Here is a 26,115-nt window from a genome sequence, read left to right on the forward strand (position 1 = left end):
AACGCCGCCACCGAGGCGGTGAAGCAGGGCGGCACCCGCCGGGGCGCCAACATGGGCATCCTCCGGGTGGACCACCCCGACATCCTGGACTTCATCACCTGCAAGAACGACACCAAGGAGATCACCAACTTCAATATCTCCGTGGGCATCACCGAGAAGTTCATGCAGGCCGTGGAGAACGGGGGCAGCTACGAGCTGGTGGACCCCGCCTCCCACAAGGTGACCGGCACCCTCAGCGCCCGGGAGGTCTTTGACAAGATCGTCTCCTCCGCCTGGCAGACCGGCGAGCCCGGCATCATCTTCCTGGACCGGCTCAACCGGGACAACCCCTGCCCCCAGCAGGGCGAGATCGAGTCCACCAACCCCTGCGGCGAGCAGCCCCTGCTGCCCTACGAGGCCTGCAACCTGGGCTCCATCAACCTGGTGACCCACCTGAAGGAGGAGGACGGCCGCTGGGTGCTGGACAAGGACAAGCTGACCACCACCATCCGCAATGCCGTCCACTTCCTGGACAACGTCATTGAGGTCAACAAGTACCCCCTGCCCGAGATCGACGCCATGACCCGCTCCACCCGGAAGATCGGCCTGGGCGTCATGGGCTTTGCCGACATGCTGCTCTACATGGGCATCCCCTACAACAGCGACCAGGGCGTGGCCATGGCCCGGGAGGTCATGGAGCTGGTGAACACCATCGGCCACGAGGAGAGCCAGGCCCTGGCCCAGGTCCGGGGCGCCTTCCCCCTGTTCAGCGAGAGCACCTACCGCAACGGCAAGCCTCTCCGCAACGCCACCGTCACCACCATCGCCCCCACCGGCACCCTGTCCATCATCGCCGGCGTGTCCTCCGGCGTGGAGCCCGTGTTTGCCTACGCCTATATCCGCAACGTGATGGACAACACCCACCTGATCGAGACCAACCAGATCCTCAAGAACGTGCTGGTCTCCCGGGGCCTCTACTCCGACGCGCTGATGCGCCAGATCGTGGAGCAGGGCAGCCTGGCCCACGTGGACGGCATCCCCGAGGACATCAAGCGGGTCTTTGTCTGCGCCCACGACGTGTCCCCCATCTGGCACGTGAAGATGCAGGCCGCCTTCCAGGCCTACACTGACAACGCGGTCAGCAAGACGGTGAACTTCCCCAACTCCGCCACCAAGGAGGAGGTGGCCGAGGTGTATACCCTGGCCTACAAGCTGGGCTGCAAGGGCACCACCATCTACCGGGACGGCAGCCGTGACGAGCAGGTGCTCAACATCGGCAAGGTCAACGACGGCAAGGACAAGGCGGAGAAGAAGGACACCACCGGCGACCCCATGGTGGACGCCGTGCTGGAGGCCAGCTGTGACGGTGCCGCCTGCGTCATGAAGACCAGCGCCTACGGCACCATCCTGCCCCGTCCCCGTCCCGCCGTCACCAGCGGCTTTACCGAGAAGGTGAAGATCGGCTGCGGCAACCTGTATATCACCGTCAACTACGATGAGACCGGCATCTGCGAGGTGTTCACCAACACCGGCCGGGCCGGCGGCTGTCCCAGCCAGAGCGAGGCCACCGCCCGTCTGGTGAGCGTGGGTATCCGCTCCGGCATGGACCCCAAGGAGATCATCCAGCAGCTCAAGGGCATTCGCTGCCCCTCCTGCCTGCGCCAGCCCGGCGTGCCCGTCACCTCCTGCCCCGACGCCATCGCCAAGTCCATCGAGAAGGTCATCAAGGCCACCCACGACGGCAACAAGCCCCAGCCCACCGTCTCCGCGTCCGCCAAGGCATCTGCGCCCCGCGCCAAGGGCCCGGTGAACCCCAATATGACCCCCGCTGAGGCCAAGCTGGCCAAGTTCTGCCCCGAGTGCGGCAGCAAGCTGGAGCATGAGGGCGGCTGCGTCACCTGCCGCAACTGCGGATACTCCAAGTGCGGCTGATAAGAGTATAAAAAATCAGGCATTGCCGGAAGGCAATGCCTGATTTTTTATGGCGTGGAAGGGGCTCAGTTTTCCAGGGCCATGATCTTGTTCACCCGGCGCTCATGGCGGCCGCCCTCGAACTGGGTGTCCAGGAAGGCGGCCACGATGTGGTCGGCCTCAAAGGGGCCGGTGAAGCCGCCGGCCAGGGCCAGCATGTTGGCGTTGTTGTGCTGGCGGGTGAGCTGGGCGGAGAGCACGTCCCGGCACAGGGCGCAGCGGATGCCCTTGATCTTGTTGGCGGTGATGGAGATGCCGATGCCGGTGGTGCACACGACGATGCCCTTCTCGCACTCGCCGGATGCCACCGCCCTGGCGGCGGCGGCGCCGAAGTCAGGGTAGTCGCAGCTCTCCGTGCTGTTGCAGCCGAAGTCCTTCCAGGCAATGCCGCGGCTGTCCAGGTAGGTCTTGATGTGTTCCTTGAGCGCAAAGCCGCCGTGATCGGAACCAAGTGCAATAGTCATAACAGGTACCTCCGTTTTTTAAATAATGGGGATAAATTCCGGCTTTCTCCGCCGGAATACGGTCACATAGCGGAACCCGGCCTCCCGCAGCAGCTCAAAGGCCTGGGGGACCCCCTTGCCCACGTTGTCGGGGGCGTGGGCGTCGGAGCCCACGGTGACGATCTCGCCCCTCAGGGCGCGGTACCGCTTCAGCAGGGGCATCCAGTCCTCCAGCGTCCGGCCGCACCAGGTGTTGACCTCCATGCCCCTGCCCCGGCCGATGGCGGTGCGGAGCAGGGCGTCCAGACGGTCCTCGTAGCCCTCCAGGGTGACGGGGCCGTCGGCGGGCTTCATGTACCGCAGGGGGTAGATGATATGGGCCAGCACATCGTAGAAATCGGTCTCCGCCAGCAGGGCCAGAGAGGCAAAGTAGTCGTCCAGAGCCTCCCGGCAGGCGGCGGCGGTGGAGTAGTCGGCGTAGTAGAAGTCCACGCCGCCCCGCTCCGGGGACTGGTTGTGGACCGAACCCAGCACAAAGTCCAGCCGGGGCTGGGCACAGATGCGCTCCGCCACGGCGGGGTCCAGGTAGGGCATGCCCAGCTCCAGGCCCAGCCGGAGGGAGAAGCCCGTCCGGCTGTGGAAGCCGTCGGCGGCGTCGTATTCCGCCAGGGCCTTGTCCCAGTCGTAGGTGCGCACCGGGACGCCGTTCTCATCCAAAAAGTCGCAGTGGTCGGTGATGCACAGCTCATTGAGCCCACCGGCCACGGCGGCCTGGGCCATGTCGATCATGGGGAATTTTCCGTCAAAGGACACCAGACTGTGGGAGTGGTAGTCGGAGAGGAACACAGCGCACCTCCTCAGAAGGGCCACGCGCCGGGGATCCAGCGCAGGAAGTTGGTGGTGTACCAGATGGGGACCATGATGCCCACCAGCACGGGGTAGAAGGCGGCGTACAGGGCCACGGCGCCGCCGGTGGTGCCGTAGACCGCCGCCCGCCAGCCGGGCGCCCTGCGGCCCGCCAGGTCGTTGAACACATAGGCCAGGGCCAGCACCAGGAAGAGGATGGAGGGGAAGTAGTGGTAGGCGAAGGTGATGCGGCCGATGAACATCCAGGGCACCAGCTGGGACAGGTAGCCGATGAGGATGAACATGGCCTTGGCCGAGTACCGGGGGAAGGCCCTGCTGGCCAGATAGCCCAGCACCCAGTAGATGAGCACCCCGCCCACCAGCAGGCACAGATTGCGCAGCCGGACCAGATTGTCCAGCTCGGCGCTGAGCACCCCGTCCACGCCGATGACCGCACCGGCAGCCACCAGGCCGGACAGGAGGAAGAAGAGCATCTTGGAGCGGAACCGGCGGAAGGACTGGGCGGCGCAGGCGATCATGGCCAGCAGGCCGCCCCAGCACACGATGGGGTTGGAGAAGGCGCCGAAGGCGCACTTGAGGCCCTGGGACGCGCCGCTGGTGTTGTCCAGGTAGTAGAGGATGGGACGGCCGTCCACGATCCACTGATACCAGCGGGAGGAGTAGGGGTGGGGGGTGTGGACGCCCTCGTGGTAGGTGAGCATGTAGACCTGGTTGTCCCACATGACCTTGATCAGGTTCTCCAGGCTGGTGTCCCCCTTGGCGGCGGCGTAGGGCAGGTAGGAGGCGGTGTAGATCACCGCCGGGATGAGCACAAAGCACAGCACGGAGAACAGCAGGGTCTTGACCAGCCAGGGGGCGAACCGGGGGGCGTCCTCGGCCTGGGGCCAGTCCCGCCACTTGAAGTAGAGCCCGATGAAGTAGAGCAGGGCCAGGCCCACTGCGCCGTAGATCACGGTCCACTTGCTGGCCGCGCCGATACCCCACATAAGGCCGGACAGGAACAGGGGCAGGGCCCCCTTGCGGAAGGAGGTGCCGGCGGGCAGGGTCAGGTACCGGTACATGAAGTAGTACATGGCCAGGATAAAGAACACGCCGTAGGTGTCGATGGTGGCGATGCGGGTCTGGGTCAGGTGCATGAAGTCAAAGGCGAAGAGAGCCGTGCCGCAGAAGGCCACCACCGTCTTGCCAAACAGGTTTTTCAGGAACACATAGAGCAGAGGCACCATGAGCACGCCGAAGAGGGCGCCCATGAACCGCCAGCCGAAGGGGGTCAGGCCGAACATGCGGATGCCCAGGCCGATGATCAGCTTGCCCAGAGGCGGGTGGGAGATCTCGTAGGGGTAGATGCCCCGGATGTGCTCGTAGGCGGTGCGGGGGTGGTAGATCTCGTCGAAGTAGGAGGAGTTGTACCAGGTGGGCATGGCGGGCACGGTCTCGCCCTCGTCAAACAGGGGGGAGGCGCCCTCGCCGGTGTAGGAGATGTTCCGCAGGGTGATGAGCGCTCCGTCGGCGTCGTACAGGGCCAGCTCGCCCAGCTCCAGCCACTGGTCCCCGCTGTCGGGGTTGCCGGTGAGGCGGAACATCCGCACCTCCAGGGACAGGGGATCGGGGCCCTCTCCGGTGCGCAGCACGGAGTTGTCGATCCACTTGAACAGGTCGGAGTACTTCTGGTGGAGGGCGGCGGAGGTGTTGCCGCTGTCCAGCCCGGCGGGCAGGGTGGAGCCGCTCTTGTTCTCCTTCCAGATCAGGCCGGAGACGTGGTTCTCCTCATCCTCGTAGGAGAGCAGGGTATACCAGGTCTCGCCGTCCGGGCTGGCCTCCAGGGTGTAGCTGCCGGTATTCAGGCCGGTGTAGTACATGACCCGGGAGATAGCGGTGGGCTCGGCCAGGGTGAAGGTGACGGTCTGACCGGAGGAGAGCTGGCAGAAGGACTGGGGGTTGGTAAAGGACCCCAGGTTCCAGAAGGCGGTGAAGGCGTACACCGCTGTCAGCAGCAGCAGGGGCAGAGCGTCCTTCCGCCGCATGGGGAACCGGCGGCGGGGGAAGGACAGGGGGCGGGGGGTGCGGCTGGCCGCGGTGACCCACTCCAGGGTGCCTGTCCGGGGGGACATGGCGTGGCGGTAGTAGCTCAGCAGGCAGAACATGGCGGCCAGGACCACGATGGGGAGCACCAGCGTGGGGGTGATATACTGCATGAGGTTCATCATGGCAGACCTCCGGAGACAGAATGGGCGGGGGTGGAGGACATCTCCGCCGTAGGGCATAACACAGAGTCATTCTACCATAGATCGGCGCAAAAAAATAGGGGACGGACCAAAGTCCGCCCTCTATTTTTTATGGCATATGCTCCGCACCGCAGGGGTGGGGGGTTATTTCTTCTTCCGCTTCTTGTCGAAGAAGCCCTTCAGGCCGTCTTCATGGTCCGCTGGAATCTCGCCCATGGCTTGGCCATAGGCGTGCAACGCCTCCTTCTGCTCCCGGCTCAGGTTCCTGGGGACCTGGACCTGGACCGTGACGAACTGGTCGCCGCGGCCTCTGCCGTTGATGGAGGGGATGCCCTTACCCCGCAGGCGGAAGGTGGTGCCCGGCTGGGTGCCCTCGGGCAGGGTCCACTTCACCTTGCCGTCAATTGTGGGGATCTCCAGCTCTGCGCCCAGGGTGGCCTGGAGGAAGGACACCGGCTGCTCCATGTAGACGGATGTGCCGTCCCGCTTGAAGAAGGCGTGGGGCCGGACGGTGACGCTGATGATCAGGTCTCCGGCAGGACCGCCGTTGCGGCCCGCGCCGCCCTGACCCCGCAGGGACACGGCCTGGCCGTTGTCGATGCCGGCGGGGATTTTTACGGTGATCTTGCGCTGCTTGCGCACCGAGCCGGAGCCGTTGCAGGTCTTGCAGGGCTGGTGGATGATCTTGCCCGTGCCGCCGCACTTGGGGCAGGTGGTGGTGGTGGCGAAGGTAAAGGCACCGCCGCCCCGCTGGATGCGGACGGTGCCGGTGCCCCGGCAGTTGGGGCAGATCTCGGCGGTGGTGCCCGGCTCACAGCCGGTGCCGTGGCAGGTGTCGCAGGACTCCTCCCGGTTGAGGATGATCTCCTTCTCACAGCCGAAGGCAGCTTCCTCAAAGGTGATGGTCACACCGGCCCGCAGGGTGTCGCCCTTCATGGGGCCGTTGCGCCGGCTGCTGGAGGAGCCGCCGCCGAATCCGCCGCCGAAGAAGGAGCCGAAGATGTCGCCCAGGTCGATGTCCCCGAAGTCGGCGCCCGAGAAGCCGCCGAAGGGTCCTCCGGCTCCCGCGCCGAAGTTGGGGTCAACGCCGGCATGGCCGAACTGGTCGTACTTGGCCCGCTTGTCCTTGTCGGACAGGACCTCGTAGGCCTCGTTGACCTCCTTGAATTTGGCCTCGGCGGTCTTATCGCCGGGGTTCAGGTCCGGGTGGTATTGCTTGGCCAGCTTGCGGTAGGCCTTCTTGATCTCGTCGTCCGACGCACTCTTGGACACGCCCAGGACCTCATAATAATCCCGTTTCTGATCTGGCATGGGAGTTCACCTCTTTACGCGGGAAACGGCGGGGGACAAGCCCCCGCCTGATATCCCAGTTGAAATTACTTATTGTTGTCGTCGTCCACGACCTTGTAGTCGGCGTCCACCACGTTGGGGTCGCCGTTGTCGCTCTGGCCGGCCTGAGCGCCGCCGAAGCCCGCGCCGCCCATGTCGGGGCCGGGGCCGGCCTGCTGGCCGCCAGCCTGGCTGTACAGCTTCTCGCTGATGGGGTAGAAGGCCTTGCCCAGCTCCTCGGTGGCGGTCTTGATGGCGTTGGTGTCGGTGCCCTTCAGAGCGTCCTTCAGCTTGTTCAGGGCGGCGTCCAGGGTGTTCTTGTCCTCGGCGGACAGCTTATCCTTCAGGTCCTCCATGACCTTCTCGGTCTGGTACACCATCTGGTCGCCCTGGTTGCGCACGTCCACCTCTTCCTTCCGCTTGGCGTCCTCAGCGGCGAACTGCTCGGCCTCGCGGACGGCCTTGTCGATGTCCTCCTTGGACATGTTGGTGGAGGAGGTGATGGTGATGTGCTGCTCCTTGCCGGTGCCCAGGTCCTTGGCGGACACGTTCACGATGCCGTTGGCGTCGATGTCGAAGGTGACCTCGATCTGAGGCACGCCGCGGCGGGCGGGGGCGATGCCGTCCAGGTTGAACCGGCCCAGGGTCTTGTTGTACTGGGCCATCTCACGCTCGCCCTGGAGCACGTGGACCTCCACGGAGGTCTGGTTGTCGGCGGCGGTGGTGAAGATCTGGCTCTTCTTGGCGGGGATGGTGGTGTTGCGCTCGATGAGCTTGGTCATCACGCCGCCCATGGTCTCGATGCCCAGGGACAGGGGAGTGACATCCAGCAGCAGCAGGCCCTTCACGTCGCCCACCAGCACGCCGCCCTGGATGGCGGCGCCCATGGCCACGCATTCATCAGGATTGATGCCCTTGAAGCCCTCCTTGCCGGTGAGCTTCTTGACCATGTCCTGCACGGCGGGGATACGGGTGGAGCCGCCCACCAGCAGGACCTTGGACAGGTCGGAGGAGGACAGGCCGGCGTCGCTCATAGCCTGACGGACAGGACCGGCGGTCCGCTCCACCAGGTCGGCGGTCAGCTGGTCGAACTTGGCCCGGGTCAGGGTCAGGTCCAGGTGCTTGGGGCCGGTGGCGTCGGCGGTGATATAGGGCAGGTTGATGGCGGTGGAGGTGACGCCGGACAGCTCGATCTTGGCCTTCTCGGCGGCCTCCTTCAGGCGCTGCATGGCCACCTTATCGCCGGACAGGTCGATGCCGGACTCCTTCTTGAACTCGTCCACCATCCAGTTCATGATGTGCTGATCGAAGTCATCGCCGCCAAGGTGGGTGTCGCCGGAGGTAGCCAGAACCTCGATGACGCCGTCGCCGATCTCCAGGATGGACACATCGAAGGTGCCGCCGCCCAGATCGTAGACCATGATCTTCTGGTCCTGCTTCTCCTTATCGATGCCGTAGGCCACGGAAGCGGCGGTAGGCTCGTTGATGATACGCTTCACGTCCAGACCGGCGATGCGGCCGGCGTCCTTGGTGGCCTGACGCTGGGAGTCGGAGAAGTAAGCGGGGACGGTGATGACCGCCTCGGTGATGGTCTCGCCCAGATAGGCCTCGGCGTCCGCCTTCAGCTTCTGAAGGATCATGGCGCTGATCTCCTGGGGGGTGTACTTCTTGCCGTCAATGTCCACCTTGTAGTCGGTGCCCATGTGGCGCTTGATGGACATCACGGTGCGGTCGGGGTTGGTGATGGCCTGGCGCTTAGCCACCTGGCCCACCATACGCTCGCCGTCCTTGGAGAAGGCGACGACAGAGGGGGTGGTGCGGTTTCCTTCCGCGTTGGGGATAACGACGGCCTCGCCGCCCTCCATGACGGAGACGCAGCTGTTGGTTGTACCAAGGTCGATACCAATAATCTTAGACATAGTGTTTTTCCTCCAATATATCGAAATTGTTTTTTAACGAGTGGAATGGGTGGTGTCACGCTTCGCCTGTTCGCGACACCCGGCTTCCCTGCGGCTCAGGCTTGAAACAGGCCCGCTGTGCGGCCCTTCGGTTTCGCGCCCTCGCTCCGGTCCATCCGGGCTGCTCACGACGGCTCAGCGCTTCTCTTTAATTCGCCACTTTTACCATAGCGAACCGGACCACCTTGTCGCCGGACTTGAAGCCGGCCTGGAACACATCCACAATGGTGTTTTCGCCCACGGAGTCATCCTCCACGTGCATCACCGCGTTGTGGAGATTGGGGTCAAAGGGCTGACCCAGGGCGGGGATCTCCTCCACGCCCAGCTTCTTGAGAATGTCGCGCAGCTGGGTCATGGTCATCTCCACGCCCTTTTTGAAGGCCTCGTCGGCGGTGTCCTGCTTGAGGGCCCGCTCCAGATTGTCGTACACCGGGAGGAAGGCCAGCACGGTCTCCGACTTGGCGTCGTTCCATGCCGATTCCTTTTCCTTCTGGCTGCGGCGGCGGTAGTTGTCGTACTCGGCAGCCAGGCGGAGGAACTGGTCCTCCTTCTCCTTCAGGGCGGCCATAGCCTTTTCGGCGGACTCCAGAGCGGCGGTCAGCTGGGCGCTGTCGGGGGCGTCAGCCGTTCCGGCCTGGGACACGGCCTCCTCCTGGGGGGCCTGGGGGGTCTCCTGCTGGGAGACGGGCTCCTTTTCCTTATCCTTTTTACTCATAGCTTATGTGCTCACTCCTATTTCTTGCCGTCATGGTTCTCTTCCACGGGGGGAAGCTCGCTCTGTCCGAACAGCTTGGAAAGGCCCTGGGCCAGATAGGACAGGCGGGCGGTGATTTTGGCGTAATCCATACGGGTGGGACCCACCACGCCGATGACGCCCCGCATCCCTTCGCCGATGTCATAGCTGGCCACCACCACGCTGGTGTCCTTCAGGGCGTCGGCTACGTTTTCCGGGCCGATGAGGATGCTCATGGGGTTGTCCTTGGGGACGGGGAAGCGGCTGGGGTCGTTGTCCTCGGAGAGGTAGCTCATCAGAGTCTGGGCCTTCTCCAGGCTGCGGTATTCGGGGTGCTCGAGGAGATGGGCGATGCCCGCCGTGTGCACCTTCCGGTGCTCCAGCTCCTCCAGGACCTCGATGGCAAAGGAGACCACCAGGCTGATCAGCCCGTAGGAGTCGCCGGCGGCGTGCTGCGCCACCCGCATCAGCTCGGGGGTGATCTCCTCCAGGGTGAGTCCGGTAAAGGTGGTGTTGAGCAGGGTGTTGAGCAGCTGGAGCTGGGGCTCGCTCAGATCAGTAGGCAGCCGCACCAGCCGGTTGCGGACCACGTTGGTGTCCGTCATCACCACGATGATAAAGGCGCTGCGCTCCACCATCAGCAGGTCGAACCGCTTGATGGTCACCCGCTCCATGCCGGAGGAGAGGGCGAAGGCGGGGTACTGGGTCAGCTGGGAGACGATCCGTCCCGCCTGGTCGATGACCCGGTCCAGCTCCTGCATCTTCATCCGCAGGGCCTGGTTGATCCGCTGGGTCTCCTGGACGGAGAGGCGGTAGTCGTCCATCAGCTCGTTGACGTAGAGCCGGTAGCCCTTGGGGGAGGGGATGCGCCCGGAGGAGGTGTGGGGCTGCTCCAGGTAGCCCATGGCCTCCAGGTCGGCCATCTCGTTGCGGACGGTGGCGGAGGAGACATCCAGTCCGGAGGACTCGGCGATGGTCTTGGAGCCCACCGGCTCCGCCGATTCGATATAGTTCTCAATGATAGCCCGCAGAATGCGTTTCTTTCGGTCTGTCAGATCCATCGTGCTGCCTCCCTTCTTGTTTTAGCACTCATACTTCCTGAGTGCTAACGTAAATGTACCACCATCCCCCGATATTGTCAATAGGTTGGTTGTAAATGATTTGTGAACAGAAAAAATTTGGGAACAGGGAAAGCAGATGGAAGGAAAGATTGCTAAGAACCGGCGGAGAAAGGAAAAAGACCGCCGCAGCAGAGGCGGAAGTTCCGTCCCTGCCGCGGCGGCAGATGGGGTGATTCAGAATTCCAGGGTCAGGCCGGTCCGGAGATAGGTCAGTTTTTCCCCCAGCTCCTCCTGGAGCAGGGCAAAGGCGGGGCCGCCGGTGCAGTGGCCGGTGTACACCTGTGCCACACCCAGCTCGTCGGTGAGCCAGTGGGCCAGGTTGCGGACAATGCCGGGGGCCACCCCCAGGGTGGCGGTGCCGCCGCTGCCCATCAGGTGGAACCCGCCCAGAATGGCGTACACCCGCTCTCCGGGGAAGCGGGACAGGATATCATTTACAATATACCCGGCCCCGGCGTGGCAGCAGGAGTTCATGACCACCAGGCCCTTGGCCGTCTCGGCCACCAGGGACTGCTCGTGCTCCACCGCGTCGGGGATGAGGTGCAGGCCGGGCAGCAGGTCCCGGGGTCCGTCGGCCAGGTCGAAGCGATGCCGGAACTGCTCGATGAGGGCGGGGCTCACCCCGTCGTAGCTGCCGTCCTTCTCCCGGTACCGGGGCAGCAGGGCGGCGGGCCGGGCGTACACCGGTGCGGCGGCGTTGCAGGCAAAAAAGGCGGCCAGGCCGTCGGCGTGGTCCCAGTGGCCGTGGGAGAGAGCGGCCTTTTCCACGGCGGCCAGGTCCACGCCAAGGGCGGCGGCGTTCTCTGTGAACCGGCCGGAGGAGCCCGCGTCCAGCAGGACGCTGTGGCCCTCATAGGACAGGTGGAGGGACAGGCCGTGCTCGTGGAGCAGGCATTCGGGGGAGGTGTTTTCCATCAGGACGGTGACCTTCATGGGGAGCTCCTTTCCGCCGGGTGGCCCGGCACGAGAATCATTCGGGCGATTTCCGGTAGCTGACCTGGGTCACGTCGTGGATCCAGGCCCCCGAGCGGAACCGCCAAAGGCCGATGAAGAATTTCAGCACGTTTTCCAGGGAGATGCCCAGATAGACCCAGAAGATGTCCAGCTTGAGCACCAGCCCGAAGAGTGCGGACAGGGGCAGGGCGAAGCACCAGAGAGGGAGCAGGTCGTTGAGGGTGGCGGCCCGCACGTCGCCGCCGCCCCGGAGCACGCCCACGATGTTGGTGGTGTTGAAGGAGCGGACGGACAGGAAGGCGAAGGTGACCAGCAGCATCATGGTGGCGATACTCTGGGCCTCTCTGGACAGGCTGAAGTTGGGGTACACCACCGGGCTGATGAAGAACAGGGTGCCCAGGATGCCCAGCACGCTCACCACCAGCCCGGAGAGAAAGGCCAGGGTGTTCAGGGTGCGGCCGGTGTCGTAGACCGTGTCCATCCGGCCGGCGCCGATCTCGCGGCCGATGATGATGGCCGCCGTGCCTGCGGTGGCAAAGACGATGACCGTGCACACCTTTTCAATGTTGCCCGAGATGGCGTAGGCCGCCAGGATCTCGGTGGAGCCCTCCATATAGCCCATGATGGTGGGGTAGAGGGCGGTACCCAGGCCCCAGAGGGTCTCGTTGAGCACGACCGGGGTGGAGTACCGGATGTACCGGGCCAGCAGCTCCCGGCCGGGGCGGAACACCAGGGCGGGTTTGAAGGGGAAGCGGCGGCTGCGGGCGGCGTAGGTCACCATGACGATGAATTCCAGCATCCGGGCCAGCAGGGTGCCCACGGCGGCGCCCACCACGCCCAGCCGGGGCGCGCCCAGGTTGCCGAAGATGAACACCCAGTTGAGGAAGGTGTTGGACACCATGGATACCCCCAGCACGCACAGGCCCAGCTTGGGGTTTTCCATGGACCGGTGGGCCCCCAGGTAGACCTGGGTGATGGAGTTGAACACGTAGGAGAAGCCCACCACCCGGCCGTACCCCGCCGCCAGCTCCACCACCTCCCGGTTGTTGGAGAACAGGCCCAGGAATTCCACCGGGAAGCAGTACATCACCAGGGCGAAGAGCAGGGTGATGCTGCCGGCTGCGTAGAAGCCGATGCCGATGACCCGGTTGATGGAGTCGGTGTCCCCCTTGCCCCAGAACTGGCTGATGAGCACGGAGGCCCCGCTCTGGAGGCCGAAAATGAGCAGCAGGATGACGAAGATGGGGATGTTGGCCAGGGTCACCGCCGCCATGGGGGCGTCTCCGGGCAGGGAGCCCACCATAAAGGTGTCCACCAGTGCCAGGGACTCGGTGATGAGATTTTGAAAGACAATGGGCAGGGCCAGCCGGACCACGTCACGGTAGAAGGCCCCGCCCCGGTTCATGTAGGAGAGCATAGCCACCTCTCTTTATCCCGTCTCAGGACAGGGTGGTAAACAGGGTGTCCCGGGCCTTGACCAGGGCCTCCCGCAGGCCGTCCACATCCTCCTTGGTGCTGTCCGGGGAGAAGGACACCCGGAAGGCCCCGTCCATCTCGTTCTTGGGCAGGCCCATGGCGGCGAACACATGGCTGGGCTTGCCCCGGTGGCAGGCCGACCCGGCGGACACGCACACACCCATGTCCCCCAGCACCCGCACCAGCACCTCACTCTTGTAGCCGGGCAGGGTGAAGCAGAGAATGTGGGGGGCCTCCCCCTCGCCCACCCGCTTCAGCTCCGGAATGGCCGCCGGAAGCGACTCCAGCGCGTATTCTTTCAGCTCTTTCATACGGGCGGTATAGGAGTTCATCTCCCGCTTGCCCAACGCGCAGGCGGCGGCAAAGGCGGCGGTCTGGGCGGTGGCCTCGGTGCCGGGGCGCATGCCCTCCTCCTGGCCGCCGCCCAGCATCAGGGGCGGGAACCGGAGGCCCTTGCGGATGTACAGGGCGCCCACGCCCTTGGGGGCCCGGATCTTGTGGCCCGAGATGGTGAGCAGGTCCACCCCCAGGGCCTTGGGGGTGAAGGGGATTTTCAGAAAGGCCTGCACCGCGTCGGTGTGGAGCAGGGCAGGGGAGCCGGCGGCCTTGATGGCCCGGGCGGCCTGGGCTACGGGCTGGATGGTGCCCACCTCATTGTTCACCAGCATCATGGACACCAGTACCGTGTCCGGCCGGAGGGCGGCGGTCAGCTCGTCCATGGAGATGTGGCCGGTCTTGTCCGGCTTGAGCCAGGTGACCTCATACCCCTCCCGCTCCAGGGCCTTGCAGGGCTCCAGCACGGCGGAGTGCTCAAAGGCGGTGGTGATGATGTGCTTTCCCTTCCGCTTGCCCAGCTCCACGGCGCCGCGGATGGCCCAGTTGTCCCCCTCGGTGCCGCAGGAGGTGAAAAAGATCTCCTCCGCCGCGCAGCCCAGGGCGGCGGCCACCTGACTGCGCTGATCCTTGAGTCGCTTGGCGGCCTCACGGCCCAGGGGATAGCGGGAAGAGGGGTTGCCGTACTGCTCCGTCATGGCCTCCAGCGCGGCCTGGGCGACCTCAGGGCACACCCGGGTGGTGGCGGCATTGTCCAGATAAATCAAAAAAATTCGCTCCTTAGTCTCACAATTTCCCCTCAATTCTAATTCGGAACCGATATAAAGTCAAGCGTGGCGGCCTAACAGAAAGGCCGCCCCGCTTGAGGGAGTGGAATCAGGTGTTGGGCATGTACTGCAGGTCCAGTTCCTCCAGGTATTCGTCCACCACAGCGGGGACGTAGGCCACGCTGACGCTGGAGAAGGACTCAGGGTCGGGAGCCTTGGACATGACGTCAGTCTCATCCCAGTAGTCCTGGGTGTAGGTGATGCGGTAGGCGGGCTGGATATAGGATTGATAGCTCTGGTTCATGTACACCAGCTCCACATGGAGGATTTGGGCGTTGGCGCCGTCGGTGGGGGCGTCCATGCCCAGGGAATCCCCGGCGCGGAAGTCCGCCACCGCCTCCTCTGCCGTACGGATGGGGTAGAGCACACCCTCTTCCGTGGGCCAGCAGGGGAGATCAAGGGAGCCCATACCGCTCAGGCTTTCGTGCCAGAATACATATCCGATGCGGTTGAAGCAGTAGTCCAGCAGCTGGTCGGTGAGGGAGTCCTCCGGATCATGGCGGAACCAGAAGAAATTCTGGTTCCATTCGCCGGTGAAGCTATAATCGGTGGTTATCTGCAGAGCGGGGCTGTCAAACCCGGCCAGGGGGGCCAGCTGCTCCCACAGCAGGGGGGCAGCTTTTTCCAGGGTGTCCGCCCAGGCGGGGAGGGGCAGGCGCTCCGGCAGCCAGACATGGCAGCTGATGAGATTTTCCATACTCATCCGTCCGCCATCGGCCATATGCGCGGAGAAGAAGCGGTAGGGTGAGCCGGTTTCCGGGCCGTAGCTCTCATAATCGGTGATCTCAGTCCCCAGGGCGGCGGCGACATTTTGGGCGAAGCGAAGCTGTTCCTCCTGGCTGGGGATGGGATTTTTGTATACAGGCAACTCTTTTATACTGTCCGTATTGTCCAGGGTGGGATTGACGCCCGTCATCTCCTCCAGGTCATGTACCATAAAGGAGCCCTGGGTGTCATCCGAGCCGCCCATACCCATGCCCACCGGGGCGGACCAGGAGATTTTCTCCAGAGTCTGGGCGGAGGTGTAACCCGGGTTCTGACTGACCGTGCCGCCGGGGAAGGTGCGGGGTGTGGGGCCGGAGAACCAGCGCCAGCCCAGTCCGGCGGCAATCACCAGAGCGGCGCAGGCGGCCAGGATGGGGAGCGTCCGGCGTCTGGCCGGGCGGGGGGAGGCGGATTCCATGGCGGCCAGGGTGCGCTCCCGCCAGTCCTCCCCAGGCGTGAGGGAGGACAGGGACTGCCGGTAAAGTTCAGCGTTGGTCATGGTCAAATTCCTCCTTCAGCAGATCGCGCAGCAGCTTTCTGGCCCGCATGAGCCGGGAGAGCACCGTGCCCCTGGGGCAGCCCAGCAGGGCGGCGATCTCCTCCGCCGTGTACCCCTCTACATAGTGGAGGTATACGGCGGTACGGTACTTCTCCGGCAGCCGGCCCACGGCGGAGAGCACCGCTCCGGCCTGGGGCGGCTCCCCGGCGGGTGGGGTCCAGTCCGGGTCCAGGGGGACGGTGCGCCGCTTCCAGGCGGAGGCGGCCAGGTTTTTACAGCGGTGGGAGGTGGTGCGGATGAGCCAGGCACGGAGATGGGTCTCATCCCGGAAGGAAGGGCTGGACCGGACCAGGGCCACAAAGACCTCCTGGGCCGCGTCCTCGGCGTCCTGCCGGTTGCCCAGGGACTGCCAGGCCAGACGGAAGACCAGGGGGCTGTACCGGTCCAGAACCTCCTCCCAGGAGAGAGGGGAACCTTGCAGGGTGAGCATAGCGTTTCAACTCCCTTCTACCTATAAAACAGCGTGGGAGGAGATTTGATTGCGTGGAAGGGAAAAAAACGAAAAACCGCCCGCCCCTCGGAGAGGGACGGGCGGCTGAGGGGACTGGTTATATTACAGCTCCCGGGTGGGGACATGCCAGATGTTCTCGGCATAGTCCCGGATGGAGCGGTCGGCGGCGAAGATACCGGACCGGGCGATATTGATGAGGGACATCCGGTTCCAGGCCTTCTGGTCCAGATAGGCCTTGCCGGCCCGCTCGTGGGCGGCACGGTAGCTCTCAAAGTCGGCCAGCAGCAGGTACTCGTCGGGGGCGCTGCCGTTCTGACCGAAGAGGAGCCGGTTGGTCAGGTCGGTGTAGCTGACGCCGTCGTTGAAGCCGCGGGCGATCTGGTCCAGCACGGCCTTCATGCTGGGGGAGCCCACATAGTACTCGTAGGGCTTGTAGCCCCGACGCTTGAGCTCCACCACCTCGTCGGCCTTCAGGCCGAAGAGGAAGATGTTCTCGTCGCCCAGACGGTCGTGCATCTCCACGTTGGCGCCGTCCAGGGTGCCGATGGTCAGGGCGCCGTTCATCATGAACTTCATGTTGCCGGTGCCGCTGGCCTCCTTGCCGGCGGTGGAGATCTGCTCGCTGATCTCAGAGGCGGGCATGAGCTTCTCCGCCAGGGAGACCCGGTAGTTCTCCAAAAAGACCACCTGGAGCTTATCCTTGCAGATGGGGTCGGCGTTGATCTGGGCGGACAGGGAGTTGATGAGCTGGATGATCTTCTTGGCCACGTGGTAGCCGGGGGCCGCCTTGGCGCCGAAGAGGAAGGTCTGGGGGGTGAACTCCATGTTGGGGTTATCCCGCAGCTGGTTGTACAGGTGGATGATGTGCAGCACGTTCAGCAGCTGCCGCTTGTACTCGTGGAGGCGCTTCACCTGCACGTCAAAGACCGCGTCGGTGTTCAGCACCACACCGGACTCCCGGGCCACATAGGCGGCAAAGCGGCGCTTGTTCTCCTTCTTGATGGCCTCCAGCTGGGAGAGGACGCTCTGGTCGTCCTTGTACTTCTCCAGGCCGCGGATGGCCTCCGGGTGGAGCAGGTAGTCGTCCCCGCCGGTGCACTCCTTTACCAGGGCGTCCAGCTTGGGGTTGATCTGGGACAGCCAGCGGCGGTGGTCCACGCCGTTGGTCACGTTCTTGAACTGCTCCGGACGCATGGTGTAGGCGTCGTGGAACACGTCCTGCTTCAAAATCTCCGAGTGGAGGGCAGACACGCCGTTCACCGCGTAGCAGGCGCACACGCACAGATTGGCCATGCGCACCTCGCCGTTCCAGATAATGGCCATCTTGGAGACCTTGCTCTGGTCGCCGTGGAAGTGCTGCTCCAGCGTGCGCTGATAGCGGGCGGCGATCTCCTTCAAAATCTGCCAGATACGGGGCAGGAGGTTCTCAATGAGCCCCTGGGGCCAGCGCTCCAGGGCCTCGGCCAGGACGGTGTGGTTGGTGTAGGCCACCGTGTGGGTGACGATATTCCAGGCGTCGTTCCAGCTGTAGCCCTCCACGTCCAGGAGAATCCGCATGAGTTCGGGGATCACCAGGGTGGGGTGGGTGTCGTTGATCTGGATGACATGCTTCTCATGGAAGTTCCGCAGGGTGCCGTACTGGGCCCGGTGCTGGCGCACGATGGACTGGACGGTGGCGGAGACGAAGAAGTACTGCTGCTTCAGGCGCAGGGACTTGCCCTCGTAGTGGTTGTCGTCGGGGTAGAGGACCTTGGCGATGACCTCGGCCATGGCCTGCTGCTCCACCGCCTTCAGATACTCGCCGCGGGAGTAGAGGGACATATCCACGGGCACGGGGCTCTTGGCGTCCCACAGGCGCAGCACGTTCACGTGGTCGGTGCCGTAGCCGGCGATCTCCATGTCCTTGGGGATGGCCAGCACGTCGGTGCCGCCCTCGTAGGCCACGCGGTGGCGGCCGTTCTCATCCCAGTAGCCGGTGACCTTGCCGCCGAAGTGGACGGTCTCGGTCTCGTCGACCTTGGGGATGAGCCAGGCGTCGCCCAGGCCCAGCCAGTTGTCCGCCAGCTCCACCTGCTGGCCGTCCACGATCTTCTGCTTGAAAATACCCAGCTCATAGCAGATGGAGTAGCCGGTGGCGGGGATCTCCAGGGTGGTCATGGAGTCCAGGTAGCAGGCGGCCAGACGGCCCAGGCCGCCGTTGCCCAGGCCGGCGTCGGGCTCGGCCTCGAACAGGTCGGCGGCGGAGAAGCCCAGGGACTCGATGGCCTGGGTCAGGGGCTCCAGCACGCCCAGGTTATAGGCGTTCTTCATCAGGGACCGGCCCATGAGGAACTCCAGGGACAGATAGTGGACCTGACGGGCGTGGCTGTCCTTCACCCGGTCCTCGGTCTCCAGCTCGTGGGCGGACATGATATCCCGCAGCACCATGGCGCAGGCCTTGAACATCTGAGGAACAGTGGCCTCATCCACATCCCGGCCGAAGTTGCGGCGCAGCTTGCCGGTGATCAGGTTGGTCAATTCAGTTTTCGTATAGTTATGCAAGGGAACGCATCTCCTATAACATAAAATAGGCTGGGAAAACAGAATAGCTGCCTTGGTAGCAGCGCCCTATTTTACCACAAGGAGTTATTTAATGTCAACGCAACAGATGTAAAATCGGAGATTAAGACAAAAATAACAGCTTATTTTCCGGTAATCCAACCGTAAATCTCCAGGTACTCATCGGCGGACTTGTTCCAGGAGAAGTCTGCGGTCATGCCGGCGTGCATCAGACCGCGCCAGGCCTTGGGGTTGTTGTGGTACAGATCCACGGCCTCGTGGAGGACCCACATCATGTCGTGGGCGCTGATATTGGCGAAGGTGAAGCCCCGGCCCTGGCCGGTGAACTTGTTGTAGGGCCACACGGTGTCCTTCAGGCCGCCGGTCTCCCGGACCACGGGCACGGTGCCGTACCGCATGGCGATCATCTGGGACAGGCCGCAGGGCTCGGCCTCGCTGGGCATGAGGAACAGGTCGGCGCCGCCGTAGATGGCGGTGGACAGGGAGGCGGAGTACATCATGTGGGCGGCGAAGCGGCCGGGATACTGGGCCGCCGCGTGGCGGAAGGCCTCCTCATAGTTCCAGTCGCCGGTGCCCAGCACCACCATCTGCACGTTGTGCATGCCCATGATGTCGTGGATGGAGGAGGTGACCAGGTCAAAGCCCTTGTGCTTGACCAGACGGGAGATGCAGGCGATGATGGGCGCATCCGGGTCCTGGTTCAGGCCGCAGGCCTGCTGCAGGGCGGCCTTGCAGGCCTGCTTGCCCGACAGGTCGTCGGGATTGAAGGCGGCGGCCAGGCCGTTGCCGTTGGCGGGGTTGTAGAGCTCGGTGTCGATGCCGTTGAGGATGCCCCGGATCTTGTTCCGGTTGTCCGCGACGACGCCCTCCAGGCCGTGGGCGTAGAAGGCGTACTGGAGCTCCTGGGCGTAGGTGGGGGAGACGGTGGTGACATAGTCGGCGGCGTAGATGGCGCCCTTCATCAGGTTCACGTCTCCGTGGTACTCCAGCATATGCTCGTTGAAATAGCCCGGCGCCAGGCCCAGCAGATCCTTGAGCACCTGGCTGCCGTACCGGCCCTGGTACTCGATGTTGTGGATGGTGTACACGCTCTTGGCGCCCCGCAGCTCGGGCACCACGTGGCGCTCCTCCAGCAGGTAGATGGGCACCAGGGCGGTCTGCCAGTCGTTGCAGTGGATCACGTCGGGCCAGAAGCCTATGTGGCCGGGGGTCTCGATGATGGCGCGGGAGAAGAAGGCGAACCGCTCGCCGTCGTCGTAGTGGCCGTAGATCTGGGAGCGCTTGAAGTAGTACTCGTTGTCCACGAAGTAGTAGGTGACGCCGTCCCGCTGCAGCTCAAAGATGCCGCAGTAGGGGGTGCGCCAGGCCAGATGGACGTGGAAATTGCACAGGTATGTCATCTGGCTGCGCCAGTCCTGGCTGATGCCCTCGTAGAGGGGCAGGATGACCCGTACGTCGTTGCCCATGGCGGCCAGGGCCTTGGGCAGGGAGCCGGCCACATCCGCCAGTCCGCCAGTTTTGATAAAGGGGGCTACCTCGGAGGAAGCAAAGAGGATATTCATATGGGAGCTCCTTTCAGAACCGGCCGCCGGGGAGGCCGGTGAATTTTATTTTGGGGAGGACGCGAGCGAGAGACGAAGCCTGTCCGGCCCCGTCTCTCGCGGTCTCGGCGGTCGCCGTCCGCCGGTCAGATTATACAGTTTCGTCCTTGGCGATGGCCAGAGGATAGGTCTCGTGGCCCATGAGCATCCGGCCCGGGTTGACGTGGACGTTCTTGTCGGTGATGGTGTACTTGAGGACAGCGCCCTGCTGGATGGTGGTGCCCTGCATCAGGATGCAGTTCTCCACCAGAGCGCCCTCCTCCACCCGCACGCCGCGGAAGAGGATGGAGTTGCGCACCGTGCCCTCGATGATGCAGCCGTCGGCCACCAGGGAGTTGACCGAGCTGCCCTGCTCCCCGTAGTAGGTGGAGGGGTTGGACTGGTCCTTGGTCTTGACGGGGCGGTCGGGCACAAACAGGTCGGCCCGGACCTCGGGCTTGAGCAGCTCCATGCTGCGGGCGAAGTAGCCGGGGACAGACTGGAGCCGGGCGGCGTAGCCGTCGAAGATGTAGGGGACGATCTTCAGAGAGTGGACCATGGACTGGAGCACGCCCTGGCTGAAGGAGGGGATATTGTGGGCGGCGCAGTGATCCACCAGGGAGAGCAGCAGGCTCTTGGAGAGGATATACACCTCCAGGGACTCGCAGCCCACCGGGGCATAGGGATGGACGGACACGTCGGTCACCCGGCCGTCGGCGCCGATGGTGAAGTAGTCGGAGGACTTGGGATCGCCCTTGGGGTTGCGGGTGCACACGGCGGTGATGTCGGCGCCGCTCTTGATGTGCTGCTGATAGATCTCACGCATGGGCAGGTTGACGGCGATATCGCCGCCGGCCAGCACCACGTGCTCCTGCTTGATGTTCTTCAGGTAGGAGTAGACGCCCTCCAGGGCATCCATACGGCCACGGCACACGCCGCCCCGCTGCTTGTTGGCATAGCCGAAGGGGGGCAGGATGCGCAGGCCGCCGTGCTTGCGGGACAGGTCCCAGTCCTTGCCGGAGCCCAGGTGGTCCAGCAGGGACTGATAGTTGGCGTGGACGATGATGCCCACGTCGGCAATGCCGGCGTTGACGAAGTTGGAGAGCATGAAGTCGATGATACGGTAGCGGCCGCCGTAGGGGACGGAGCAGGTGTTACGCACCTGGGTCAGCTCCCGCAGGTCGGCGTTGGAGCGGTACGCGAAAATGATGCCATGCAGCTTGTTCATCATTTCGCAGCACCCCCTTTCACATTACGGGTAATCATGGCGTTGGCGGGCACGACGGCGCCGTCGCCCACCTCGATGTCCTGGGCCACCACAGTGATGCCCCAGTCCCCGGGCTCGCCGCTGGGAGGCGGCGTGCCCACGGTGGCGTCGCGGCCGATGACCGCATTCTCCGCCACAATGGCGTAGTCCACAGTGGCGCCGGCCTTGACCACGGTGCCGGGCATCAGGATGGAGTAGCGCACGGTGGCGCCGGGCTCCACGGTGACGGAGTGGAAGAGCACCGAGTTCTCAACCTTGCCGTACACCTCGCAGCCGCCGGTGACCATGGAGTGGGTGATCTTGGCGTCGGGGCCGGTGAAGTGAGGGGGCTTCGTTGGCGACCGGGCATAGATGGGCCAGCTGGGATCGTAGGGGTCGATGCCCGTGCCGATGGACAGCATGTCCATGTTGGCGTCCCACAGGGAGTTGATGGTGCCCACGTCCTTCCAGTAGCCCTTGAAGCGGTAGGCGGCCATCTTCTCGCCGGCGCCCAGCATGGCGGGAATGATGTCGTGGCCGAAGTCGTTGGAGGAGTCGGGGTTGGCCTCGTCGGCGATGAGGTAGTCACGCAGCTTGGACCAGGTGAAGATGTAGATGCCCATGGAGGCCAGGTTGCTCTTGGGCTCCTTGGGCTTCTCCTGGAACTCGTAGATGTTGTCCTCCTCGTCCACGTTCATGATGCCGAAGCGGCTGGCCTCCTCAATGGGAACCTCCAGCACGGAGATGGTGCAGGCCGAGCCCTTGGCCTTGTGGTAGGCCAGCATGGCGCCGTAGTCCATCTTGTAGATGTGGTCGCCGGAGAGGATCAGCACATAGTCGGGATCATACAGCTGCAGGAAGCCGATGTTCTGATAGATGGCGTTGGCGGTACCCTTGTACCAGGTGCCGTAAGCGCCCTCCCGGACGTAGGGCGGCAGCACGTGCACGCCGCCGTCGGACCGGTCCAGGTCCCAGGGCTGGCCGTTGCCCAGGTAGGCGTTGAGCTCCAGGGGCTGATACTGAGTCAGCACGCCCACGGTGTCAATGCCGGAGTTGATGCAGTTGGAGAGAGGGAAATCGATGATGCGGTACTTTCCTCCGAAGGGGACGGCGGGTTTTGCTACGTGGCTGGTCAGGGCGTAGAGACGGCTGCCCTGTCCACCGGCCAGCAACATAGCGACACATTCCTTTTTCATTCCTAACACCTCTGCTTATTTGGTGGTAATGCGCTGGATGTATAACTTTCCGCCGGGGCGGCACGGCTGGGGCAGGCCGTCCCGGAGAAAAATCAGGATTTTTTGGCCGTGGAGCGCTTCTTGCCCACGGGGGTCAGCTTGACGGTGCCGGCCGTCTTGGCTGTCTTCTTCTTGAGGGCGGGCTTCTTCCGGGTGCACCGGTAGATCACGCCGCTCATGGGGGGGATGTCGATGACCAGGGACTGGTCCTGGCTGTGCATGGGGATATCCTCGGAGCTCAGGGGCTCCTTGTCGCCCAGACCGGAGCCGCCGAAGCGCTCGTCGTCGGAGTTGAACACACACTGATAGGTGCCCCGGTAGGGGACGCCCAGCCGGTAGCCGGGCCGGTGGACCGGGGAGAAGTTGCACACAGCCAGGATAAAGTCGCCCTTGCTGTCCTTCCGCAGGAAGGAGGCGCAGTTGTTCTGGTTGTCGTCGGCACAGATCCACTGGAAGCCCTCCCAGGAGAAGTCCAGGTCCCACATGGGCTTGTTCTCCAGGTAGAAGGCGTTGGCCGCCTGGAAGAAGGCCTTGATGTCCTGGTTCTCCTTGTTCTCCAGCAGGTGCCAGTCCAGGGAGTACTCGTAGTGCCACTCGTTCCACTGGCCGAATTCGCTGCCCATCATCAGCAGCTTCTTGCCGGGGTGGGTGAGCATGTAGATGTAGAAAGCCCGGACGCCGGCGAATTTCTCCTCGTAGGGGCCGGGGATCTTGTTGAGGAAGGAGCCCTTCATGTGCACCACCTCGTCGTGGGACAGGGGCAGGATGAAGTTCTCCGAGAAAGCGTACATCAGCGAGAAGGTGATGTCCTTGTGGTTGAACTGCCGGAAGTAGGGGTCCAGCTTCATGTAATGGGTGATGTCGTTCATCCAGCCCATGTTCCACTTCAGGTTGAAGCCCAGGCCGCCCTCGTCCACCGGGTGGGACACCAGGGGCCAGGCGGTGGACTCCTCGGCGATCATCAGCACGTCGGGGTGGGGGACAAAGATGTGGGTGTTGAGGGTGCGCAGGAAGTCGATGGCCTCCAGATTCTCGTGGCCGCCGTACTTGTTGGGCACCCACTCGCCGCTCTGGCGGCTGTAGTCCAGGTAGAGCATGGAGGCCACGGCGTCCACCCGCAGGCCGTCGATGTGGTACTGCTCCAGCCAGAAGAGGGCGGAGGAGAACAGGAAGGAGCGGACTTCCTTCTTGTCGTAGTCAAACACCCTGGTGCCCCAGTCGGCGTGTTCGCCCTTTCGGGGGTCGGCATACTCGTAGCAGGGCTCGCCGTCAAACTCGTACAGGCCGAAGGCGTCCTTGGGGAAGTGGGCGGGCACCCAGTCCAGGATCACGCCGATGCCGGCCTGGTGGAGCTGGTCGATGAGGTACATCAGGTCATGGGGGATGCCGAACCGGCTGGTGGCGGCAAAGTAGCCGGTGCACTGGTAGCCCCAGGAGGCGTCCAGAGGGTGCTCGGTGATGGGCATCATCTCCACGTGGGTGAAGCCCATCTCTTTCACATAGGGCACCAGCCAGCCCGCGATGTCCCGGTAGCTGAGGAACTCGCCCTCGCCGGTGCGGCGCCAGGAGCCCAGGTGCATCTCGTAGATATTCAGCGGACTGTGGTAGACCGGATGGCTCTTCCGGTACTCCAGCCACTTCTGGTCGCCCCACTGATAGCCGGACAGGTCGTAGAGCTTGGAGGCGTTGCCGGGACGGGTCTCGGCGTGGAAGGCGTAGGGGTCGGACTTGGCCAGCACCCGGCCGTCCCGGGCGTGGACCGCGTACTTATATGTATCGTACTGCTTCATGCCCGGGATAAACAGCTCCCACACGCCGCCGTCCAGGCGGTTCATGGGGTGGGACTCCTCACTCCAGCCGTTGAAGTCGCCCATCACGGACACGCCCCTGGCGTGGGGCGCCCACACGCGGAAGACATAGCCGTCCTGCCCGTCCACACTGGCGGGGTGGGCGCCCAAATAGTCCTGCGTGTGGCAGTTATCCCCCTGCAAAAAATGAAAAAGCGGTGTATCAGGTTGCTGGGGGGCCGGGGTAGATTGATCCGTGCGGGTCATAGGGAACACCTCCAGAGAATTGGAAAAAAGTTACAAAAAAGAAGACAAATGAGCGGTTTTGATTGTCGAATTGACACAATTGACTGTTTTTAACGGAACTTATTTGTATAAATTATACAACAATACGGGGTATCAGTCAAGGGTGGAACTGGTAAAAACTAAATAAGGTGTGAAACCCGCCTGCAAACAGGGGAAATGGGCACAAAAAAGGCAGACGGATTTCAGATCAATCCGTCTGCTCGCCGGAGGCGGCCTGGTGGTTCTGCTCCATGGCCTCAAAAGCGCGGAGAAAAGCCGCCCGCTGCTGGGCATAGCCCTCCTCCCCCAGACGGGTGAGGCAGGTCCCCAGGATCAGGGACAGCTCGGCGGAAAGCCAGGCGCTGCCGTACATGCCCTCCTGATTGTAATACTGGGCGTTCTCCGCCAGCTCTCTGGCCTCCACCAGGCGGCCTGCGTCCAGGGCCTCCCGGGCGGCGGCGGCACCGGCCAGAGCGTGGAGCAGATAGCCCTCGTCCGTGGTGCCCGCCTTGTTGTCCGCCTCCAGAGCGGTGAGGCAGTCGTTCCAGCGGTGCTCCCGGTAGGCGGCGCGGGCCTCGTCAAGACCGTCGGGGGCGGTGCCATCGGACACCGGCGCGCCGGAGAGAAAATATCCGGTGGGAAAGCCCAGGGCCCCGGCCAGATACTCCAGGGTGCGCACGGAGGGAATGGCGCTGTCATTTTCGATTTTGGAGAGCATATTGCGGGTGATATAGTCCCCGACCAGCTCTTTTTGGGTCATTCCCTTGCTCTGGCGGGCCTCGCGGATCTTCTGGCCAAGGGTCATGGCTGGTCCCTCCCTGCGTAACTGAGATTTACTCCTCTGTCATTGTAGCAGGTATGGAGACAATTTACAATTGAAAAATGGCGGACAGGACTGGAAAATTCAGGGCAGAGGGAAGGGGCCCGCCAGCGTCAGGGTGAGGAAGGCGTTGGAGTAGGCGGGGGTGGCGGGGAGGGAGACCGGGGTGTTGTTGTCGGCGGAGTCCACGTGGATGCCCACAAGAAAGGTGGGCAGCAGGGGCACGGCGATGGTGCGGCTCACCAGTACGCCGTTGGCCAGGGAGGTACGGGCCCAGGAGAGATAGCCGCCGGGGGTGATGCCGATGGTGATATAGTGGGGCAGGTCGGTGTTGGACAGGGCGCCGAAGCTGATGAGGTAGAGCCCGGCGGTCTGGATGACAGCGTACTGGCCGTTGGCGCTCTGAGTGATGCCCTTGCCGTTGAACTGGTCGAAGGTGATGGAGCCGTAGAGGGGCGTATAGAAGGTCTGGGCTGCGCTGCTGGAGAAATTGCCGTACACGGCGGGCTGTGTGGGGCCTGTGGCGCCGGTAGCACCGGTCGGGGCGATGTTAAAAGGAAAGTGGCTATAAATCCCCAAACAATGGGAAACTACAAAAAAATAAAGTCTATC

20 protein-coding genes are annotated in these 26,115 nt (G+C 63.7%); 1 reads left to right on the forward strand and 19 read right to left on the reverse strand.

All coding sequences use genetic code 11. From position 1 onward, the window contains the following. Window positions 1-1,911: adenosylcobalamin-dependent ribonucleoside-diphosphate reductase (locus Q0K23_RS10220; protein ID WP_294521646.1), on the forward strand; the 1,911-nt coding region annotated here is incomplete at its 5' end. A 65-nt stretch (window positions 1,912-1,976) separates the two neighbouring features. Here Q0K23_RS10220 and rpiB read toward each other — a convergent pair. The 19 genes from rpiB to Q0K23_RS10315 all read right to left on the reverse strand — a co-directional run bounded on the left by rpiB (window position 1,977) and on the right by Q0K23_RS10315 (window position 26,004). After that, a complete protein-coding gene (rpiB, locus tag Q0K23_RS10225) occupies window positions 1,977-2,414 on the reverse strand; it encodes a ribose 5-phosphate isomerase B (RefSeq protein WP_294521647.1) in 438 nt (145 codons plus the stop codon). Window positions 2,415-2,432: 18 nt separating this feature from the next. Further along, window positions 2,433-3,239, reverse strand: coding sequence for a PHP domain-containing protein (locus Q0K23_RS10230; RefSeq protein WP_294521648.1), 807 nt, complete (start codon window positions 3,237-3,239; stop codon window positions 2,433-2,435). An 11-nt stretch (window positions 3,240-3,250) separates the two neighbouring features. Continuing rightward, window positions 3,251-5,467, reverse strand: coding sequence for a phospholipid carrier-dependent glycosyltransferase (locus tag Q0K23_RS10235; RefSeq protein WP_294521650.1), 2,217 nt, complete (start codon window positions 5,465-5,467; stop codon window positions 3,251-3,253). 162 nt (window positions 5,468-5,629) lie between these two features. Further along, a complete protein-coding gene (gene dnaJ, locus Q0K23_RS10240) occupies window positions 5,630-6,796 on the reverse strand; it encodes a molecular chaperone DnaJ (RefSeq protein WP_294521652.1) in 1,167 nt (388 codons plus the stop codon). Between the two features lie 65 nt (window positions 6,797-6,861). Further along, window positions 6,862-8,733 (reverse strand): molecular chaperone DnaK, encoded by a 1,872-nt coding sequence (dnaK, locus tag Q0K23_RS10245; protein WP_294521654.1) that lies wholly within the window; start codon window positions 8,731-8,733, stop codon window positions 6,862-6,864. Between the two features lie 187 nt (window positions 8,734-8,920). Continuing rightward, entirely contained in the window at window positions 8,921-9,487 is a 567-nt protein-coding gene (gene grpE, locus Q0K23_RS10250) for a nucleotide exchange factor GrpE (RefSeq protein WP_294521657.1), read from the reverse strand. 17 nt (window positions 9,488-9,504) lie between these two features. Next, window positions 9,505-10,566 carry a heat-inducible transcriptional repressor HrcA gene (gene hrcA / locus Q0K23_RS10255; RefSeq protein WP_294521661.1) on the reverse strand — a complete coding sequence of 354 codons (1,062 nt, stop codon included), beginning with the start codon at window positions 10,564-10,566 and terminating at the stop codon, window positions 9,505-9,507. Window positions 10,567-10,800: 234 nt separating this feature from the next. Next, on the reverse strand, window positions 10,801-11,559 hold the full coding sequence (locus Q0K23_RS10260) for an MBL fold metallo-hydrolase (RefSeq protein ID WP_294521664.1): 759 nt from the start codon (window positions 11,557-11,559) through the stop codon (window positions 10,801-10,803). 37 nt (window positions 11,560-11,596) lie between these two features. Next, window positions 11,597-12,997, reverse strand: coding sequence for an MATE family efflux transporter (locus Q0K23_RS10265; RefSeq protein WP_294521667.1), 1,401 nt, complete (start codon window positions 12,995-12,997; stop codon window positions 11,597-11,599). Between the two features lie 22 nt (window positions 12,998-13,019). Next, entirely contained in the window at window positions 13,020-14,156 is a 1,137-nt protein-coding gene (locus tag Q0K23_RS10270) for a cysteine desulfurase family protein (protein WP_294521670.1), read from the reverse strand. A 109-nt stretch (window positions 14,157-14,265) separates the two neighbouring features. Next, entirely contained in the window at window positions 14,266-15,480 is a 1,215-nt protein-coding gene (locus tag Q0K23_RS10275; protein WP_294521672.1) for a hypothetical protein, read from the reverse strand. Continuing rightward, window positions 15,467-15,970, reverse strand: a complete 504-nt coding sequence (locus tag Q0K23_RS10280; protein ID WP_294521676.1) for an RNA polymerase sigma factor — start codon at window positions 15,968-15,970, stop codon at window positions 15,467-15,469. The genes Q0K23_RS10275 and Q0K23_RS10280 overlap by 14 nt, the downstream gene beginning before the upstream one ends. Before the next feature lie 123 nt (window positions 15,971-16,093). Beyond that, window positions 16,094-18,532, reverse strand: a complete 2,439-nt coding sequence (locus tag Q0K23_RS10285) for a glycogen/starch/alpha-glucan phosphorylase (RefSeq protein ID WP_294521678.1) — start codon at window positions 18,530-18,532, stop codon at window positions 16,094-16,096. 140 nt (window positions 18,533-18,672) lie between these two features. Beyond that, window positions 18,673-20,112, reverse strand: a complete 1,440-nt coding sequence (glgA, locus tag Q0K23_RS10290) for a glycogen synthase GlgA (RefSeq protein WP_294521680.1) — start codon at window positions 20,110-20,112, stop codon at window positions 18,673-18,675. Between the two features lie 130 nt (window positions 20,113-20,242). Beyond that, on the reverse strand, window positions 20,243-21,361 hold the full coding sequence (gene glgD, locus Q0K23_RS10295; protein WP_294521682.1) for a glucose-1-phosphate adenylyltransferase subunit GlgD: 1,119 nt from the start codon (window positions 21,359-21,361) through the stop codon (window positions 20,243-20,245). Beyond that, the gene (locus tag Q0K23_RS10300) at window positions 21,358-22,572 is read right to left on the reverse strand and encodes a glucose-1-phosphate adenylyltransferase (RefSeq protein ID WP_294521684.1); all 1,215 of its coding nucleotides are present in this window, start codon (window positions 22,570-22,572) and stop codon (window positions 21,358-21,360) included. The genes glgD and Q0K23_RS10300 overlap by 4 nt, the downstream gene beginning before the upstream one ends. 92 nt (window positions 22,573-22,664) lie before the next feature. Beyond that, window positions 22,665-24,665: a 1,4-alpha-glucan branching protein GlgB gene (gene glgB / locus Q0K23_RS10305; RefSeq protein ID WP_294521686.1), complete on the reverse strand. Its 2,001-nt coding sequence runs from the start codon at window positions 24,663-24,665 to the stop codon at window positions 22,665-22,667. Between the two features lie 226 nt (window positions 24,666-24,891). After that, a complete protein-coding gene (locus Q0K23_RS10310; protein ID WP_294521689.1) occupies window positions 24,892-25,488 on the reverse strand; it encodes a helix-turn-helix domain-containing protein in 597 nt (198 codons plus the stop codon). Between the two features lie 99 nt (window positions 25,489-25,587). Beyond that, window positions 25,588-26,004 (reverse strand): hypothetical protein, encoded by a 417-nt coding sequence (locus Q0K23_RS10315; protein WP_294521691.1) that lies wholly within the window; start codon window positions 26,002-26,004, stop codon window positions 25,588-25,590. Window positions 26,005-26,115 lie beyond the last annotated feature (111 nt).

This window comes from uncultured Pseudoflavonifractor sp. (assembly GCF_944387275.1).
GTDB lineage: Bacteria > Bacillota > Clostridia > Oscillospirales > Oscillospiraceae > Pseudoflavonifractor > Pseudoflavonifractor intestinihominis.